The sequence below is a fragment of the Chryseolinea soli genome, from assembly GCF_003589925.1.
GTDB lineage: Bacteria > Bacteroidota > Bacteroidia > Cytophagales > Cyclobacteriaceae > Chryseolinea > Chryseolinea soli.
Map to the genome: position 1 here is coordinate 570,992 of NZ_CP032382.1, position 18,198 is coordinate 589,189.

The 18,198-nt window shown below is 52.6% G+C and carries 15 protein-coding genes; 7 read left to right on the top strand and 8 right to left on the bottom strand.

Annotated features, from left to right (window positions below; genetic code table 11):
• Nucleotides 1-233: 233 nt before the first annotated feature.
• The 3 genes from D4L85_RS02175 to D4L85_RS02185 form a co-directional block, all read right to left on the bottom strand.
• Nucleotides 234-701 carry a peroxiredoxin gene (locus D4L85_RS02175; protein ID WP_119752776.1) on the bottom strand — a complete coding sequence of 156 codons (468 nt, stop codon included), beginning with the start codon at nt 699-701 and terminating at the stop codon, nt 234-236.
• Between the two features lie 163 nt (nt 702-864).
• Complete coding sequence (locus D4L85_RS02180; protein ID WP_119752777.1) at nt 865-1,596, bottom strand: LytR/AlgR family response regulator transcription factor; 732 nt, start codon at nt 1,594-1,596, stop codon at nt 865-867.
• Nucleotides 1,593-2,633 carry a sensor histidine kinase gene (locus D4L85_RS02185; protein ID WP_119752778.1) on the bottom strand — a complete coding sequence of 347 codons (1,041 nt, stop codon included), beginning with the start codon at nt 2,631-2,633 and terminating at the stop codon, nt 1,593-1,595. Before D4L85_RS02185 ends, D4L85_RS02180 begins: the two co-directional genes overlap by 4 nt.
• 285 nt (nt 2,634-2,918) lie before the next feature.
• Here D4L85_RS02185 and D4L85_RS02190 point away from each other — a divergent pair, with 285 nt between their 5' ends.
• Nucleotides 2,919-5,846 (top strand): TonB-dependent receptor, encoded by a 2,928-nt coding sequence (locus tag D4L85_RS02190; protein WP_160143492.1) that lies wholly within the window; start codon nt 2,919-2,921, stop codon nt 5,844-5,846.
• 117 nt (nt 5,847-5,963) lie between these two features.
• On the opposite strand, the gene D4L85_RS02195 is transcribed toward D4L85_RS02190, so the two are convergent.
• From D4L85_RS02195 to D4L85_RS02205, 3 genes are read right to left on the bottom strand one after another with little or no spacing between them, the layout of a single operon-like run.
• Entirely contained in the window at nt 5,964-6,710 is a 747-nt protein-coding gene (locus tag D4L85_RS02195) for a copper homeostasis protein CutC (RefSeq protein WP_119752780.1), read from the bottom strand.
• The gene (locus D4L85_RS02200; RefSeq protein ID WP_119752781.1) at nt 6,711-7,673 is read right to left on the bottom strand and encodes an isoaspartyl peptidase/L-asparaginase family protein; all 963 of its coding nucleotides are present in this window, start codon (nt 7,671-7,673) and stop codon (nt 6,711-6,713) included.
• Nucleotides 7,674-7,693: 20 nt separating this feature from the next.
• On the bottom strand, nt 7,694-8,134 hold the full coding sequence (locus D4L85_RS02205; protein ID WP_228450746.1) for a C40 family peptidase: 441 nt from the start codon (nt 8,132-8,134) through the stop codon (nt 7,694-7,696).
• A 111-nt stretch (nt 8,135-8,245) separates the two neighbouring features.
• Here D4L85_RS02205 and D4L85_RS02210 point away from each other — a divergent pair, with 111 nt between their 5' ends.
• Nucleotides 8,246-9,661, top strand: coding sequence for an FAD-binding oxidoreductase (locus D4L85_RS02210; RefSeq protein ID WP_119752783.1), 1,416 nt, complete (start codon nt 8,246-8,248; stop codon nt 9,659-9,661).
• 134 nt (nt 9,662-9,795) lie between these two features.
• Here the strand turns inward: D4L85_RS02210 and D4L85_RS02215 are convergent, their stop codons facing one another.
• Nucleotides 9,796-10,233: a hypothetical protein gene (locus tag D4L85_RS02215; protein WP_119752784.1), complete on the bottom strand. Its 438-nt coding sequence runs from the start codon at nt 10,231-10,233 to the stop codon at nt 9,796-9,798.
• A 169-nt stretch (nt 10,234-10,402) separates the two neighbouring features.
• Here D4L85_RS02215 and rbsK point away from each other — a divergent pair, with 169 nt between their 5' ends.
• The 4 genes from rbsK to D4L85_RS02235 all read left to right on the top strand — a co-directional run bounded on the left by rbsK (nt 10,403) and on the right by D4L85_RS02235 (nt 14,904).
• On the top strand, nt 10,403-11,317 hold the full coding sequence (gene rbsK, locus D4L85_RS02220; protein ID WP_119752785.1) for a ribokinase: 915 nt from the start codon (nt 10,403-10,405) through the stop codon (nt 11,315-11,317).
• Nucleotides 11,314-12,861, top strand: coding sequence for an ADP-ribosylglycohydrolase family protein (locus D4L85_RS02225; RefSeq protein ID WP_119752786.1), 1,548 nt, complete (start codon nt 11,314-11,316; stop codon nt 12,859-12,861). The genes rbsK and D4L85_RS02225 overlap by 4 nt, the downstream gene beginning before the upstream one ends.
• 15 nt (nt 12,862-12,876) lie before the next feature.
• Complete coding sequence (locus D4L85_RS02230) at nt 12,877-13,878, top strand: GRP family sugar transporter (protein ID WP_119752787.1); 1,002 nt, start codon at nt 12,877-12,879, stop codon at nt 13,876-13,878.
• Between the two features lie 63 nt (nt 13,879-13,941).
• Complete coding sequence (locus D4L85_RS02235) at nt 13,942-14,904, top strand: nucleoside hydrolase (protein ID WP_119752788.1); 963 nt, start codon at nt 13,942-13,944, stop codon at nt 14,902-14,904.
• Nucleotides 14,905-14,911: 7 nt separating this feature from the next.
• Here D4L85_RS02235 and D4L85_RS02240 read toward each other — a convergent pair whose 3' ends face one another.
• Entirely contained in the window at nt 14,912-16,051 is a 1,140-nt protein-coding gene (locus D4L85_RS02240; RefSeq protein WP_160143493.1) for a carboxylate-amine ligase, read from the bottom strand.
• 228 nt (nt 16,052-16,279) lie between these two features.
• On the opposite strand from D4L85_RS02240, the gene asnB reads away from it, so the two are divergent.
• The gene (gene asnB / locus D4L85_RS02250) at nt 16,280-18,196 is read left to right on the top strand and encodes an asparagine synthase (glutamine-hydrolyzing) (protein WP_119752791.1); all 1,917 of its coding nucleotides are present in this window, start codon (nt 16,280-16,282) and stop codon (nt 18,194-18,196) included.
• The last annotated feature ends 2 nt before the right edge of the window (nt 18,197-18,198 follow it).

Here is an 18,198-nt window from a genome sequence, read left to right on the forward strand (position 1 = left end):
CCCCCAGTTTCACTGGGGGCTATGATGGGAAACCCCTTCGGGGTTTATGTACTGGGGTCCTTTATGGCGTTGCGCACAAAACCTTATTTCATATTTTATTTGAGTGCAATCGCCTTTGTTGGTGTCCCACCAACAAAGTTTTTCGGATACCATCCGCTCTAATAATCCCCCTCGCCCTTGTTGGTGTTCTTCACCAACAAAGCTTCTCGGATACCCATCGGCACGAATGATCCCTATTTCACAACTACGCCACCCGAAGCCTTCGCCGCCATTTCTTTAATGTGCTTGCGCGCAGAGAAAACGTTTTCGTACGCCGCCTGGATCACGTGGTCGGCGTCCAGCAGGTAGGTGGTGCGTTTGGTGAAGAAGTCCATGAAGGGTGGGGTGGTGTCGTAGAGTTTGGAGATTTTTCCGTCGGGGTCTGAGAGGAGGTCGAAGGGGAGTTTGAGGGCTTCTTTGAAGCGGTGGTGGGTGGGAATGTCGTCGCGGCTGATGCCGAGGATGGTGATGTTGAGGCCTTCGAAGAGATCGAAGGTGTCGCGGAAGCCGCAGGCTTCGTTGGTGCAGCCGGTGGAGAAGTCTTTGGGATAGAAATAGAGGATACAGGGTTTTCGGATTAGGTCGGTGCTGAGGGAGAAGGTTTTTCCGGTGGTGGAAGCGAGGGTGAAATCGGGGGCTTTTTGGCCGGGTAATAGTGCCATGGGTTTGCTTTTATGATGTGTTTCAATTTACGTAGAAAGGTGGGGACGTGGATTGCGCTTGGCGGCGAATCATATTGAACCGCAAAGGCGCAAAGGGCGCCCTCCTTCGCTAAAGCTTCGGCGGGCAAGCAAGCAAAGTTGGCGCAAAGGGCTTCGCCTTTGGCTACTGCATTTGATTTCGGTCGATGAATTCCTTGAAGGCTTTTTTGTAGGTCTCTCCTATCGGCAATACGGCTTGGCCGATTTGGACGTCGCCTTTGTGGATGACTTCGATGGCGTCGAGGGCTACGATGTAGGAGTTGTGGATGCGGATGAATTTGTCGGCGGGGAGTTGTTCTTCGAGGGCTTTGAGGCGTTGGAGGCTGATCACTTTTTGGGTGCGGGTGTGGATGGTGACGTAGTCTTTCAGGCCTTCGACGTAGAGGATGTCGTCGAGGCGGACCTTGACGAGTTTGGTGCCGTCTTTCACGAAGACGAAGGCGGGGCTGGGTTCGGATGGAGCGCGCTCCGGTACTGCCGCGGGTGTTGTTCTGGCTTCGAGGCGTTGGATGAGTTTGTCGACAGTGCGGAGGAAACGTTCGAAGGTGATGGGTTTCAATAAATAATCGGCTACGTCGAGTTCGTAGCCTTCCAGGGCGTATTCGGAGTAGGCGGTGGTGAGGACGACGAGGGGCTTTTTTTGGAGCACCTTTAGCAACGAGATGCCGGTGATCTCGGGCATCTGCACGTCGAGGAAGAGGATATCAACATTGTTGTTGCGCAGCACTTCCAGGGCGGCCAGGGGACTGGAGCAGGCTTCCACCAGGTTCAGGAGGGTGGGCACTTTGCGTACGTATTCCGTCATCAGGTTGCGGGCCAGGGGCTCGTCGTCCACGATCACGCAGTTGTATTTCACGCCAGGGTAAGTTTTAGTTGTATCCGATATTGTTCTGCATTCTCCGTAACATCCAGCGAATATTGTCCGGGATAGCTCAACTCCAATCGCCGTTGCACATTCTGCAACCCGATGCCCGACTTCTCATTGCCTTGGGGCACGCTGGGTTTGCTGTTCTCTACGGTGTAGATGCATTCTTTTCCCGCGATGTCGATCGTCAGGTTCACCCAGGCTTTGGGATCGCTGTTGTTCACGCCGTGTTTGAATGCATTCTCCAGAAAAGTAACGAAAATAAGGGGAGCAATCCAGATGTTTTCCGGGTTGCCCTGGATGTTGAAGTTGATGGGGATCTGGTTGTTCAACCGCAGCCGCTCCAGGCTGATGTAGCTCTGCATGTATTCGATCTCTTTGCTGAGCAACACTTTTGCGTGATTGGATTCGTAGATCATGTAGCGCATCATCTGCGAAAGTTTGGCGATCACTTCGGTGGTATTCTCCGATTTGGTGTAGGCCAGGTAATACAAGTTGTTCAGCGTGTTGAACAAAAAGTGGGGGTTGATCTGGGCTTTGAGGAAGTTCAGTTCGGCCGTGAGCTTTTCGTTTTCGATCGCCTTCTTCTTGGCTTCGAATTCAAACCAATCCACAGCAAAGCGAAGCAGTCCCACAAAGAAGACGATGAGCAAGGTGACCGCGGTGATCTGAACGATAAAGAAATCGGAATAAAAGAAATCAACATGACGCTGAAAAAAGCGTTCCACGAGATAACGCTGGAGGTATACCCGTGCAGCGATGATCAACGCAAATGGAATGAGGAACTCCAGCAGGTAGCGCCAGATATTTTTGGTTTTCAGGAACCGGGGCCAGGTAATGAAATAGTTAAAATAGGCGATGAATAAAGTAAACACCAGTTGCACCAGCAGCGACGAGATCAGCTCACCCCAGTCCAGGCCGCGCTCATGTTGGAAAAAGTTGATCTGGTATACATTGAACGACAGGTATACACACCAGAACGACAAGTGCAACAGCAACACCCTATTTCTATTGATAAACGAGGACATGATGAGCGGTATTTTTACGGGACTAAATGTAGTCCTTCCAAAAGAAACGAACCGGCATTCTCACGGATTTTCTACCGTTTGCACAATTTGATCGATGGCTGCCCCCGAAAACGCCTACCTTGCGGGCCGGTCGATAAAACGCCCTATCGGTCGAGAGAATGAAGCCGATGGTATAATTCCCGCCGCTTATGCCAACAAAAGAATTTCTTTTGCAGTTACAATACCATAGCCCTTGCCCCCGTCACTGACCCTTGTGTAGTTGAATCTTATATGTATATCCTAAACATGAAAAAAACAGTACTTCTTTTTGCGTCTTTTATTTTTTCTGCCGGCGCCTGGGCCCAAACCCCTGGTGGCGCAGCCCCGACAACGCCCCACGGTAATGCCAAAATAAGCGGCACCGTCATGGATGCCGACGACAACACCCCGGTGGAGTTCGCCAACGTGGCGCTGCTCGACCCCGCCACCGGCAAGCCCGTCGATGGCAGCGTGTGTGACGACAAAGGTGCTTTCTCCATAAACAAAGTTGCAGAAGGAACATACAATGTGGCCGTGTCCTTTATCGGCTATGAAACACAGACCATCAATAACATCAAGATAGATAAGAAATCGGACGTGAACCTGGGCATTATCAAATTGAGCACAGGTGCAAAGATATTGAACGAAGTTGTCGTAGAAGGTCAGAAGCAAATGGTGGAAGAACGCGTTGACCGCACCATCTACAACGCCGAGAACGACGCCACTACCCGCGGCGGCGATGCTACCGATGTGTTAAAGCGCGTGCCGATGCTTTCGGTAGACATGGATGGAAACGTGACCTTGCGCGGAAGCTCCAACATCAAGGTGCTCATCAACAACAAGCCCTCCACCATCATGGCCAGCAGCATCTCCGATGCCTTGAAACAAATTCCGGCCGACCAGATCAAGACGGTGGAAGTGATCACATCGCCTTCGGCTAAGTATGATGCAGAAGGTAGTGGGGGTATCATCAACATTGTACTCAAGAAAAATACATTACAAGGCGCTACGCTGAACGTCGACACCGGTGTTGGTCTTCGCGGATCGAACCTGGGATTGAACGGCAGCTATCGCAAAGGAAAGATGGGTTTCAATTTGGGCGGCTTCGGACGCGCGATGTATAACGTGACGGGAAGCTTTGACAATTCGCAGATTACGAAAACGCCTGATCCTGACAGCAAGGTTATTTCAACCAACCAACAAACCGCCGACACGCGCTCGCACGGGTTGTTCGGTAACTACACACTAGGCTGGGATTATGACATCGACAAGAAAAATTCGCTGGCTGCGTCGGTCCGTTTCGGCGTCCGCAACAACAACAGCTACCAGGATAATCTGCTGACGGGGGTTCGACGTGATGGAGTGCCTGACTCTACCTCGTTGAGCCAGATCTTTACGAAAGACGTTTCGAACACGGTCGATATGAACTTGTCTTACACGCACCTGTACGACAAGCCGCAACGCGAGCTCAGCTTCCTGGCCTTGTACAGCAAGAACAACCGGACGAACAACTTCGACAGACGCATTGACGAAATAAACACCGCACCGGCACCCAGCGGCACACGCAACTTCAATGACAGCTACAACCAAGAAGTGACTTTCCAGGGCGACTATCAAACACCCATCGGCACGACGCAAATGTTGGAAGCCGGCGCCAAGGACATTATGCGCAAAGTGTATAGCAACTACACCTACTATAACGACGTCGACGGCGACTACAACTACGAGTTGGACACCAATCCTTTGAAGAACAACAACCTGAACTATGATCAGAACATCGCGTCGGGCTATCTTTCTTATACCTATTCCGCCAAGAGTGGCTATAGCTTAAAGGCCGGCTCGCGTTATGAGTACACGACCATCACCGCCCATACAAAAGAAAATAACATCACGATCCCCTCCTATGGCGTGTTGGTACCCAGCGTAAACCTTTCGAAAAAATTGAAAAATGGCGGCATGGTCAAGATTGCCTACAACCGTCGCATTCAACGGCCCTCCATTCAATACCTCAATCCCAACATTCAAGGCGGTAACCCGCTAAGCATTACACAGGGTAATCCTACCTTGAATCCGGAATACACCAACAACTATGAATTGGGATATAACACCTTCATTGGTGGAACGTCGCTCAATTTCACATCGTTTATGCGCAACACCACCGGTTCGATACAGGCCGTCCGTGTGCCCACAGGCAATCCTGACGTGCCGGGCCAGATCCTTACCACGTACCAGAACATCGGTACTGAAAATGCCTACGGTCTCAGCATCTTTGCGAATGTGAACATCGGCAAGCTGTCGCTGAATGGTGGCTCGGACATCTACTATACCAAGCTGGACAACCATGTGGACACACGCAACGAAGGTTGGGTGGCCAGTGGTCGCGTGTTTGGTAGCTACAACCTGACCAAAGGCTGGGGCTTCCAGTTCTTCAGTTTCTATCGCGGCCGCCAGGTGCAGTTGCAAGGATCGCAGGGAGGCTTTGGTATCTATAGCCTGGGTCTCAAGAAAGACTTCAACGAGAAGAAAGGAAGCATTGGCTTTGGTGCAGAAAACTTCTTCACACCCAATTTCAGAATTCACAGCAACATCACTTCACCTACCATCGAGCAGAAGAGCCTGAACATCATGCACACGACGAGCCTCCGCATCACGTTCAGCTATCGCATCGGCAAGATGTCGGTGGATGCACCGAAACGCAGAAAGTCCATCAACAACGACGACTTGAAAGAAGGTGGTGACAACGGCACACAAGACAACGGCGGTGGACAAGGTGGCGGCGGTGGACAACGCGGTGGCGGACAACGCAGTGGTGGATTTACTCCTGGCGCTGGAGCTGCCACGGGTGCAACGGCAACGAAAGCCCCTGCATTACCTCCGGCCGATGCTACGAAAACTGTAGATGCTACCGGTACCTGGAACTATAAAGTTGAGTCGCCTCAAGGCGGCGAAGGAAACATCGTGATCCTGAAAGATGGTGACAGATACACCGGCACCATCACCAGCCGTCGCGGTACCAGCCAATTGTCGGATGTGAAAGTGAACGGCAACGAGCTCAGCTTCCACTACGACTTCAACACCCCAAACGGCACGATGACCATGCAAGTGAAATCCATCATCGAAGACAGCAAGATGACGGGTAACATCACAGTGGGTCAATTCGGAACCTTCCCGCTGAATGCTACGAAAGCACAATAAATAATACGAGTAGTTAGTTGATAAAAGAAACGTCCCGGTCTCGCAAGAGGCTGGGACGTTTTCTTTTAGGAGCGTCTGGAATTTCTTATCAGGTGCTACGTTGTTGACAGCGTTTGCTTACGATGATTTCTTTTCGGCCAACGCGCGAATGGCTTTGATGCGCTCCGGGTCTACCGTTTTCAATTTGAATTCGGAGCCTTCGTCGGAGCCCATGCCGGCAATGTCGGGGTTGCGATATTGCATGAGGCTGTCGGTGGTGGCAGCAGCGGAGAAATGTATTTCCGTTGCGCCGGTTTTGGCTACGAGCTCTTCTACGGTGTTTTCGTTCACACCCGATCCGGGCATGATGGCAATGCGGCCGTTGGCACGCTTGATCAATTCGCCGATCAACGTGGCCCCTTTTATGGCTTGCATTTGTCCACCTGACGTGAGGATGCGATCAAAGCCCGCTTCGATACAATCTTCCAATGCCTGGAAGGGATCGCGGGTCATGTCGAAGGCGCGATGACACGTCACTTTCAGGGGTCGCGCTTTGTCGATCAATTCCTTGCAGCGCTTTTTATCGATAGTGCCATCGGGGTTGAGAATGCCCAACACGACGCCATCCACGCTCAGCTTCTGGCTTTGGTAGATGTCGCGTTTCATGGCGTGGAACTCATAACTTGAATAGCAGAAGTCACCACCGCGGGGACGGATCATCACATAGACGTCGATGCCCAGGTTGGCGCGCACCACTTCCACCGTTCCAAACGACGGTGTGGTTCCTCCTTCTCCGGGGTTGTCGCACAATTCCACACGGTCGGCCCCGCCTTCCTGCGCTTTCAGGGCGGAGGCGATGTTGTATACTACGATCTCTACAGTCATTTAGAAGTTGCTTTTAGAATCAAAGAGTTTGTTTCCGGTGGGGTCGTACTTGGCGTAGGTAAATCCTTTTTGTAAACAGTAGGCGCCATATTCACCATTCTTGTTCAGGGCCAGGAAACCAACTTGTACTTCTTTCGCCTTCGCGGGATTTTTTTTGAGGATGCGCTCGACGGCGAGCTGACAAGCTTCCTGGGGCGAGTGACCTTGTCGCATCAATTCTACCACGAGGTGGCAGCCCACGATGCGGATCACTTCTTCGCCCACACCGGTGGAGGTGGCGGCGCCAATTTCGTTGTCGACATACAGCCCTGCGCCGATGATGGGAGAATCACCTACACGACCGTGCATTTTGTAGGCCATGCCACTAGTGGTGCAAGCGCCGGATAAATTACCATTCGCATCCAGGGCAATGATGCCGATGGTATCGTGGTTCTCGATGTTGGCTACCGGTTTGTATTCCGATTTTTTGGTCCATTCTTTCCACGCCTGCTCCGATTCTTTTGTCAGCAGTTTCTCTTTTTTAAAACCGTTGGCCAAAGCGAACTGTAGTGCCCCTTCACCGACCAGCATGACGTGAGGAGTCTTCTCCATCACCAAACGCGCCACGGAGATGGGATGGACGATGTGCTCGAGGAAAGCCACGGATCCACAGCCGTCATGCTCGTCCATGATGCAGGCATCGAGGGTGACGCGGCCGTCGCGGTCGGGCAACCCTCCTAAACCAACGGAAGTTTCTTTCGGGTCGGCTTCGGGAACACGGGCGCCGGCCTCTACCGCGTCGAGGGCACGGCCGTTGGCAGAGAGTATTTTCCAGGCGGCCTCGTTGGCGGCCAGGCCGAAGTTCCAGGTGGAGAGTACGATGGGCTTGGTGGCCTCTGGTGTAGCGGCCAGGCTTTGAGCCATAGGCAACATGCCCGCACCCAAGGCCGACAACTTCAAGAAATCTCTGCGTGTTTTTTTCATGGTATAGATAGGACTAGCGTTTATTCAATGATCACCCGGCGTGCGCCGCGGAAACGTTTTTGATAGTATTCGGCATACAGGTTGGTCTCCACCACTCCCAGCGAACTGGAAGAATGGATAAATTTCACATCTTCCTTTCCCCTCACGTCTGTGACCAGCCCTACGTGTGTTACTTCTCTTTTTCTTCTACCGGTGGCGAAAAACACGAGGTCGCCCGGCTCCAGTTCTTTCATCGTCACCTCTTCGCCTACTTTGCTTTGGGCCTCGCTGCTTCGGGGCAGCGCGACGTTCACGGCCTGAAACGAATTGATGAGCAACCCCGAGCAGTCCATGCCGTTCCGGGTAGTTCCTCCATACTTGTACGGTGTACCGATGAAGGTGCGTGCTGTGGAGATCACCTTGTCAACCTTGATCTCGCGAGCGTCGGCTTGTCTCACCTTGTGGGCGGCACAGGAACACAAAAAAAGTGTTGCAGCGATTACCCCGTGAAGAACAAGCTTTTGACTAATTTTGAGTTGAAAAAATCGCATCAGCAAAAGGTTAAAAAATAATTATCCAAATATACTTGTTTCATGGCATTTGCAGAAGTTTCCAACGACATCATCGGGCAGTTTGCCGCCATCGTAGGCGAATCGAACATTGTTATTGATCCTGCGCAGCGCTACAACTACTCGCACGATGAAACGGAAGACTATTCATTCCTTCCTGACGTGGTCCTGAAACCGGGCACCCCCGAGGAGATCAGCCAGATCATGAAGCTCTGTCACGAACACGTCATCCCCGTCACCCCACGCGGGGGCGGTACGGGCCTCAGCGGCGGGGCGCTCCCCGTGCAGAAGGGCGTGGTCGTTTCTATGGAACGTTTCAATCGTATTCTTGGTATAGACGAACTCAACCTCCAGGCCACTGTCGAGCCGGGGGTGATCACGGAAGTGTTCCAGAATGCCGTAAAAGCCAAAGGCCTTTTCTATCCCCCCGACCCTGCCAGCCGGGGCACCTGCTTTATCGGCGGCAACGTGTCGGAAAACAGCGGCGGGCCCAAGGCCGTGAAATATGGGGTGACGCGCGACTACGTGCTGAACCTCCAGGTCGTGTTGCCCACCGGCGAGATCATCTGGACGGGGGCCAACGTATTGAAAAATTCAACCGGCTATAACCTTACTCAATTGATGTGCGGCAGCGAAGGCACCCTGGGCATCATCACCAAGATCGTGTTCAAGCTGCGTGGCCTACCTCAAAAAGACGTGTTGCTGCTCATCCCGTTTGCCACCAACGAAGAAGCCTGCAAAGGCATCGCCGAAATATTCCGCGCCGGCGTAACCCCCAGCGGCATGGAGTTCTTTGAACGCGAAGGGGCCATGCTCACGATTGATTACTGCGAAAAGATCTACGCCGCCAAAGTGACCACACCCTTCTCCGAAAACATGAACGCCTACCTCCTCTGCGAACTCGACGGCAACGACGACGAGGTGCTCATGCGCGACGCCGAGCGGGTGATGGGGGTAGTGGAGAATTTCCAGGTGGGTGAGATCCTGTTTGCCGACACCGCTGCGCAAAAAGAAGAGCTGTGGAAGATCCGCAAGAACCTCTCCCCTGCTGTGAATGCCTACACGCTTACACGGGCAGAAGACGTGGTGGTTCCGCGCGCCAACCTGCCTAAGCTTATCGTGGGCATTAAAGCGATCGGGCAGGAATATGGATTCAACTCCGTTTGCTATGGGCATTTGGGTGATGGCAACCTGCACATCAATGTTTTGAAAGAATCCATCAACGAAGAGGATTGGAATACCAAAGTAGTAGACGGTATCGGGGAGATCTTTAAGCTAACGGTTAGCCTGGGGGGGACACTTTCGGGGGAGCATGGCATTGGGATTGCGAAGCGGCCGTATATGCACCTGGCGATGCAGGAGGCAAATTTGGAGGTGATGCGGGGGATTAAGCGGGTGTTTGATCCCAGGGGGATCTTGAATCCAGGGAAGATATTTTAATTTTCTTTTCGTCAGCCTGAAGACTGACTTTATAATAGGCGCAAGTGTATTCACTTGCGCCAGTCATTTGGAAAGGCCGGGCTTAAAGGGTTGCACAGCTTGCCTTCATGGCCCGGCCCCGGACATTTGCGGTCCTAGTTTCTTCTGTTTAGCACGTCCATAAGGTTCATCCCCATCCCTTCGAAAGGGGTCATATCCATATGGGGAAGGGTGAGCTGCGACTCTTGCATGCACCGGCGGATGCAGCTGTCGATCTCTCTGTAAAAGAAGGCGGAGTCGATGTAGGTGTTTTCGTTTTGCAGGACCATTTCAAGGATGGGCAGGTAGTTGTCGATGTCGATGCCGGCGTTCATGAGGCGGCCTAATCCTCCACGTACTTTGCCGTTTTGGGCGGAGGTCATTTTCAAACCCATTTTGTGGTCTACATATACCTGCAAACCGTTCTCGTTCAAGAGGCGGTCGATCAATGTCTTGCGCTGGTCCTGGAGGATCTCGCGAAGCTGGAGCGGGATGAGGTTGGCGTTCCAATCTTCGATTTTGCGTGTTCCGGAGGTGGTTCTTACTGTTTTCATGGCGGATTTGCGTTTGATGGCTCAAAGGTAATAAAACTAATTATATTAGTATATAATAACTAACAATTTTAGTTTGATATAAAAGTTTTTCGTGTAAAATCCGCCATTCCGGGATGATGGAATGGCAAAAAAAGGCTAGTATCGGAAACGTTTTCTATCCTACCTGACCATGCCCGGAAAATCCATTCTCGTCGTCGGCAGCTCCAACACCGATATGGTGATCAAGACTGCCAAATTTCCAGACCCCGGCGAGACCCTCCTCGGTGGCACTTTTTTTATGTTCCCCGGTGGCAAAGGTGCTAACCAGGCCGTGGCTGCCGCGCGATTGGGTGGCGATGTTACCTTCATCGCCAAACTGGGCAACGACATTTTCGGACAACAGGCCCTGCAGCAATTCCAGAAAGAAGGCATTCACACCGATTTTATATTGACCGACCCCCAGCATCCCTCCGGCGTAGCATTGATCACGGTGGATGCAAAGGGCGAAAACACCATCGTGGTAGCCCAAGGGTCCAACGGCACACTCGCAGCCGACGATCTGGCAAAAGCCGGAAAAGAATTCGAGCGGGCGGATACGGTCTTGTTGCAATTGGAAATCCCCATCCCCACCGTTGTCCATGCCGCGCAACTTGCCGCGAAGGCCGGAAAGAAAGTCATACTCAATCCCGCTCCAGCCACGACGTTGCCGGAGACGGTCTTCAAAGATCTTTACCTCATCACCCCAAACCGGTCGGAAGCCGAGACGCTCACTGGTCTGTCCGTACGCGACGCCTCGGCCATTAGCTCCGTGTCAAAATGGTTCAGGGATAAGGGGGTTCAAAAAGTGGTGATCACCCTCGGCGGCGAAGGCGCGTATGTTCACGACGAACGCGGCGGCCGTTACATCGCCGCACCGCGCGTGAATGCAGTGGACACGACAGCCGCTGGCGATGTGTTTAACGGCGCACTGGCCGTTGCCCTGGCAGAAGGCACTTCGCTGGACGAAGCCGTTCAGTTTGCCAATCGCGCGGCGGCGCTTTCCGTCACGCGCATGGGTGCACAAGCCTCGGCGCCTTATCGAGATGAATTAACCTCCTTATTATGATACGACGATCCATTCTATGTTTACTGTTGCTGCTCTCGGTGACGGCGTGGTGCCAGGAGAAAAAAATCAATCCGCCTTCCAACGGGTCTTATAAACTTTCCAAGGAAGTGTTGAAAGACAAGATCATGGGAGGATGGGCCGGCCAGACGGTGGGTGTCACGTTCGGTGGTCCGACCGAATTCAGGTTTTGTGGCACGATGATCCAGGATTATCAACCTATTAAATGGTATGATGGCTATTTGAAAAATACTATGGTAAACAACCCCGGGCTATACGACGACATCTACATGGACCTCACCTTCGTGGACGTGTTCGAACGTAAAGGGTTGGATGCACCTCTCAGCGAATTTGCCAACGCCTACGCCAATGCAGGCTATGCACTATGGCACGCCAACCAGGCAGGACGCTATAACATTTTGCACGGCATCGCTGCACCCCAATCCGGCCACTGGCTCAACAACCCGCATGCCGACTGCATCGACTATCAAATTGAATCTGACTTTGCCGGACTCATGTCGCCGGGCATGCCCAACACGGCGTCGGAGATCAGTGACAAGATCGGTCACATCATGAACTATGGCGATGGCTGGTATGGCGGTGTGTATATGGGCGCGATGTATACGCTGGCATTCACATCGTCTGATATTCCCTTTATTGTGAAGGAGGCGTTGAAGACCATTCCCGCTGAAAGCCGGTTTCACCACGTGATCCAGGATGTTATTCAGTGGCACCAGCAATATCCCACCGACTGGAAAGCAACCTGGTTCGAGATCCAAAAGAAATACACGAACGACATCGGCTGTCCCGAAGGCGTATTTGTTCCTTTCAACATCGACGCCACGGTGAACTCAGCTTATGTCGTGCTGGGTTTGTTGTATGGACAAGGTGATTTCACGAAGACGATGGAGATCACCACGCGGGCGGGTCAGGATTCGGATTGCAATCCGTCTTCGGCCGGGGGCATACTCGGCACCGTGCTGGGTTACAAAAACATTCCGCCCTATTGGAAGATGGGACTCCAGGAGTCGGAGCCGCTCGACTTCAAATACACCACCATGTCGCTAAACGACGTGTATACCATTGGCTACAACCACGCGCTAAAAATGATCGCCCGCAACGGTGGCACGGCAGACGACCAGTCGGTGTACATCAAGGTGCAGCAACCTAAAGCCGTGCGCCTGGAGCAAAGCTTTGAAGGTCATCACCCCGTAGACAAAATGGAGATCCGCAAAACGCTCACGGACGAATACACGTTCGACTTTGAAGGCATCGGCTTTGTGGTGCGTGGCGAATCGGCGCGCTGGCAAGCCACGTCGTCTTATGTGGCCAAGACCGAACTCTACATCGACAACAAGCTCGTCGAGAACGTGGAGCTCCCGGGCAGCTTCACGACGCGGCGGTATGAATTGTTTTGGAAGTATCAACTGCCACGTCAAAAACATACGGTGCGCGTAAAGATCCTGAACCCTGACGAAAAGAGCCCGGTCTACCTGAACGAATTCATCGTGTACGACAATAAGCCTGCGAACACAACCCATCCATAACCAAACCCCTGGCCTATGTTCATTCTAGAAAGTTATACCGTCGCCGTGCTGTTCTGTTTTATTACCATGCTTTGCTGGGGCTCGTGGGCCAACACGCAGAAGCTGGCGGAAAAGTCATGGCGCTTTGAATTGTTCTATTGGGATTATGTATTGGGCATCTTCCTGCTGTCGCTCCTCTTCGCGCTCACCCTGGGCAGCATGGGCGAACACGGACGCAGCTTCCGGGCCGACTTTGCACAGTCCGACGTGGCGAGCCTTCGTTCAGCGTTTTTGGGCGGTGTGATATTCAACCTGGCAAACATTCTGCTCATCGCCGCCATTTCTATTGCCGGGATGTCGGTGGCGTTTCCAGTAGGCATTGGCATCGCGTTGATCTGGGGTGTGTTGGATAATTATTTGAAAGTACCGGCGGGTAATCCGGCCGTTATTTTTACGGGCGTTGCGCTCATTGCCATTGGGATTGTTGTGAATGCGGTGGCCTATAAAAAATCATCCGGCAGCGCGCAGAAGGTCTCGTCAAAAGGGTTGATCATTTCTGTGGTAGCGGGTGTGCTCATGGCGCAGTTCTATGGGTTCGTCGTATCGGGGATGGCCCACGACTTTGTGAACCCCGAGGCAGGTAAGCTCACACCGTATACGGCGATCGTCGTTTTCGCGGCGGGTATTTTTGTCAGCAACATTTTGTTCAACACCGTGTTGATGCGCATGCCGGTGGAAGGCGCGCCCGTGAGCTATGACGATTATTTCAAGGGCAATTTCAAAAGTCACATCACCGGCATTTTGGGTGGCGTGATCTGGTGCATCGGTATGTCGTTCAGCATCCTCGCGTCGGACAAGGCGGGGCCGGCCATTTCATACGGCCTGGGTCAAGGAGCGGTGCTGGTGGCGGCCGTGTGGGGTGTCTTTATCTGGAAAGAATTCAAGACTGCACCCAAAGGTGTGAACACCCTCCTGTTGGTGATGTTCGTTTGCTTTTTCTTTGGACTTGGTTTATTGGTTTACTCCAAAACAGCGTAGTCTTTTCGCCTGTCGATTTTGCTTATGCTTTCATTTTCATTCACGCTTTAATCTACCCATCTTATGAGACTCACCTTCCTCCTGCTTCTCCTGATCAGCGTCTCCTCCCTCGCGCAAAGAACAAAGACAGTCAAGATCATTCTCGACACCGACTTTGGCAATGACTGCGACGACGCGGCCGCTTTGGCCGTCTTGCATCAATTGGCCTACCACGGCGAGGCCGAAATTCTGGGCGTAGTCTATCCCATGAACGACGACATGGGTGCTCCGGCGATCGATGCCGAAAATACATATTACGGGAAACCCAATATTCCCGTGGGCACCTACAAAGGAACTTATGAATACAAAGACAAGCACAACGATCTTTATAACAGCAAGCTGGCGGAGCTGCCCAACGATCTGAAGTCGGGGAAGAATGCGCCGGATGCCGTTGCTTTATATCGCAAGATCCTTGCCGCGCAACCCGATCAGGGCGTGACCATTGTGGTGGTGGGTCCCCAGCGTTTAGTGGCCGACCTGCTTCAATCCAAGGCGGATTCGCTCAGCCCGTTGGACGGCACGGCGTTGGTGAAGAAAAAAGTGCTGCAGTTGGTGGTGATGGGGACGGCCTATCCGAAAGGTCACGAGTGGAACATTCGCATTTGTCCGGATGCGGCGCAGTACGTAGAAGAGCATTGGCCAACCCCGGTGGTGTATTCCGGGTTGGAGATCGGCATAGCGATCATGACCGGCGAGCGGTTGTTCACCGAGACGCCGGAAAATAACCCGGTGCGCATTGCTTTTGGAACCAATCCTGGGTTGGATGCAAAAAAGAACCGGCATAGTTGGGATCAGACCGCGGTGCTGTATGCCGTGAGAGGGGTGCGTGATTATTGGACGCTGGGGACGGGGTTCCCTCAGATCACAGAGGATGGGAAGAATAGTTGGGTGGTCTCTAAAGGAAACCGGCATTATTTGATCGCCAAGAAAGGGATACCGGAGATGAAAAAGATTTTGGAGGATATGATGGTCGCGGCTCCGAAGTAATACAAGGCTACCATAGCGGCATGCCTTTGTCGAATTCGGCGACGTTGTGGCGGATGACGGCGTCGAGGTCGTTGGTGGCTTGGAAGACGCGGGTTTGGCGTTGGGAGCTGTTGCCTTTGGTGGTGATCTCGGTGATGCGCGATAGATATTCTACGCAGTTCAATTCCCGCGCATAGGGCTCCAGTTTCAGGATCCATTCGTGGATATCGTCGCGCATGTGTTTCGGGCTGCCGCGGCGTGTGGGCACCACGTCGGCGTCGAGGCCGTAGCGGATGGCGCGCCATTTATTTTCACGGAAGATCCAGCGATGCAGGTACGTAAATGATTTTGCCCATTCTTCTTCGTGGTCGCGAAACCAGTGGGCCAGGAGTTGAATGAACGTGACGATGGCCATGGTCTCATATAAGGTGGCGGGTTCGTCACAGAAGCGCAATTCGAGTGTGCCATAGTGCGGACTCGGGCGCAAATCCCACCAAAGGTCTTTCATGCTTTCGATGGCTTGGGTTCGGATGAGGAAGCGATACAGCTTCTGAAATTCATCCCAATTCCGCACGAGGTAGGGCATGCCGGCAGTAGGCAATGCTTCGTAGGTAGTCGGGCGGCAGGAGGACAGCCCGGTATATTTTCCTTGCCAGAACGGTGAACTGCCCGACAACGCCAGGATATGGGGGAGAAAATGCATAAAGAAATAATTGTAGCGGATGCAGGTATCGCCGGAAGGCATACCGATGTGCACATGCATGCCATACACCGCCATGCGGCGGATGATCCATTGATTGCGGTCGATCAGTTCTTCATAGCGTTTGGACGGTGTGATGAGCCGCTCGCGATAGTCTGCCAAGGGATGTGTGCCCGTTGAGGCGATCTTCAAGTTCAACGTGTGCGCTTTGGCCGATACCAATTGCAACGAATGCTTCAAATCGGATTCCACGGCATGAAGGGTGTGGCAAACGTCGGTGATCACTTCCAGCGTGCTTTGGAAAAATTCAGGCTTCAGTTTTTCGTCCTCACCACGTTCCATCACATCGGCCGCGCGCGGGGTCAGCAGGAGGCTTTCCCCATCCAAAACCTGCAATTCAAGCTCCACCCCAAGGGTAAGTGCCTCGGCGCTCGGTTTAAATTCAAGTCGCTTTTTTAGTCGTGTCATTTTCTTTTGGACGCGGATGTGATCAACAAGGCTCATCTCTCTTTTCTTTGTTATCTGTATAATGCCCAAAACGCCGATTTGTTTAAAATCCCATCCTTTGCGCCCGCCCGCCAAGCTTTAGCGAACGCGAAGCGACGAAAAACCTTATAGGGGATCACTCCCAAACCCACACCTGACAATCCCCAAACTTTCCTAACTTTCCCCAAAAAATTCAATCGCTTTACCAGCATGTGCGGCATTACCGGGATTTTCGCATTCAACCTCGTCGGCAAATTCAACAAGATCCATATTACCAATGCCACCATGGCCCTGGAAAAACGCGGCCCCGATTTCCAGGACATTTACATCGATGAATGGGTCGGCCTGGGCCACCGCCGCCTCTCCATCATCGACACCCGCGACGTGGCCAACCAACCGATGTGGGACGACGAAAAGCGCTACTGCATCGTGTTCAACGGCGAGATCTTCAACTACCGCGAGCTGCGCGCGGAACTGGAAGCCAAGGGAGTGACCTTCTTCACGCAGTCCGACACAGAGGTACTGCTCAAACTCTACATCCAGCAAAAAGAAAGCTGTCTTCCCAAACTCAACGGCTTTTTTTCCTTTTGCATCTACGACCGCCAAGCGCAAACCTTTTTCCTGGCGCGCGACCGTTTTGGTATCAAGCCGTTGCTTTATCTTTTCGACGAAGACAAATTTATTTTCGCCTCCGAAATGAAATCGGTGTTGCAGTTTGGTATCGAACGCAACCTGGATCACACGTCGCTCTACACCTACTTGCAACTCAACTATATTCCCGCGCCGGATACGATTTTCAGCAATGTTAAAAAGTTGCTGCCCGGGCATTACTTGAAGATCAGCCGTCAGAAGATGGACATGGCGCGCTATTACGAGATCCCTTATGATCGCGAGAAAGCCGAAAGCAATCCGCTATCTTACGACACCGCGAAAGAAGAATTCAAGCGCCTGCTGGAAGCCTCCGTGCAACGCCGGTTGGTGGCCGATGTGCCTCTGGGTTCTTTCCTCAGCGGCGGCATCGACTCGTCCATTGTTGCAGCACTGGCCAGTAAACACAAGCCCGATCTGCACACCTTCTCGATCGGCTATCGCGATGAAAAGTTCTTTGACGAAACGCATTATGCGCGGCTGGTCGCCAAACAGATCAAAACGGAGCACACGGTCTTTTCGCTGACCAACAATGACCTCTACACGCACGTACACTCCATCCTAAATTATATTGATGAGCCCTTCGCCGACTCCTCGGCCATCGCGGTATACATCCTCAGCAAGGAAACGCGGAAACACGCCACCGTAGCACTCTCGGGCGATGGAGCAGATGAAATGTTTGCCGGCTACAACAAGCACGCCGCGTTCCGGCAGATCACCGACAAAGGCTGGAAGGAAAATTTAGTGGGCGCGCTCGGTTCGTTATGGAAAGTCCTGCCAAAGTCCCGTAGCGGCGCGATCACAAATAAAATCCGCCAGCTCTCCCGTTTCAGCGAAGGCATGAAGCTCTCGTCCCGCGATCGCTACTGGCAATGGGCTGGCTATGCCGGCAAAGATGAAGCGATGAACATGCTGCAACCCGAGGTGCGCGCCAACGTCGGATTGAGCGACTTTGCATCGCGCCAGCAAAATATTCTTCGCGGTCTCCCCGAAAAAGAAAACATCAACGACATTTTGCTCACCGACATGCACCTTGTGCTCCCGGACGATATGCTCACCAAAGTCGACCTGATGAGCATGGCGAATGGTCTTGAAGTGCGCGTGCCTTTCCTTGATTACGAGGTGGCGAATTTTGCGTTCAGCCTGCCCGTGGAGTATAAGATCAACGCCGGCATGCGGAAGCGGATCGTGCAGGATGCCTTTCGCGAGATCCTTCCCGTGGAACTTTATAACCGGCCGAAGAAAGGATTTGAAGTGCCGTTGCTAAAATGGTTCAGGGGGGAAATGCGGTCGCTTATTGAAGAAGAGCTTTTATCGGAGAAATTTATTTCAGAGCAGGGGATCTTTGATTATCCCACAATCGCCGTACTGAAGCGTCAGCTCTTTTCATCCAATCCCGGCGATGTGCATGCGCGCATCTGGGGGCTGATCGTGTTTCAATGGTGGTGGCGAAAATATATGACGGTAAAGAAATCGTAACG

Coding starts and splice junctions, on each gene's coding strand:
- D4L85_RS02175 (WP_119752776.1), bottom strand. CDS start 701: ATGGCACTATTACCCGGCCAAAAAGCCCCCGATTTCACCCTCGCTTCC.
- D4L85_RS02185 (WP_119752778.1), bottom strand. CDS start 2,633: ATGTCCTCGTTTATCAATAGAAATAGGGTGTTGCTGTTGCACTTGTCG.
- D4L85_RS02190 (WP_160143492.1), top strand. CDS start 2,919: ATGAAAAAAACAGTACTTCTTTTTGCGTCTTTTATTTTTTCTGCCGGC.
- D4L85_RS02195 (WP_119752780.1), bottom strand. CDS start 6,710: ATGACTGTAGAGATCGTAGTATACAACATCGCCTCCGCCCTGAAAGCG.
- D4L85_RS02200 (WP_119752781.1), bottom strand. CDS start 7,673: ATGAAAAAAACACGCAGAGATTTCTTGAAGTTGTCGGCCTTGGGTGCG.
- D4L85_RS02210 (WP_119752783.1), top strand. CDS start 8,246: ATGGCATTTGCAGAAGTTTCCAACGACATCATCGGGCAGTTTGCCGCC.
- D4L85_RS02215 (WP_119752784.1), bottom strand. CDS start 10,233: ATGAAAACAGTAAGAACCACCTCCGGAACACGCAAAATCGAAGATTGG.
- rbsK (WP_119752785.1), top strand. CDS start 10,403: ATGCCCGGAAAATCCATTCTCGTCGTCGGCAGCTCCAACACCGATATG.
- D4L85_RS02225 (WP_119752786.1), top strand. CDS start 11,314: ATGATACGACGATCCATTCTATGTTTACTGTTGCTGCTCTCGGTGACG.
- D4L85_RS02230 (WP_119752787.1), top strand. CDS start 12,877: ATGTTCATTCTAGAAAGTTATACCGTCGCCGTGCTGTTCTGTTTTATT.
- D4L85_RS02235 (WP_119752788.1), top strand. CDS start 13,942: ATGAGACTCACCTTCCTCCTGCTTCTCCTGATCAGCGTCTCCTCCCTC.
- D4L85_RS02240 (WP_160143493.1), bottom strand. CDS start 16,051: ATGACACGACTAAAAAAGCGACTTGAATTTAAACCGAGCGCCGAGGCA.
- asnB (WP_119752791.1), top strand. CDS start 16,280: ATGTGCGGCATTACCGGGATTTTCGCATTCAACCTCGTCGGCAAATTC.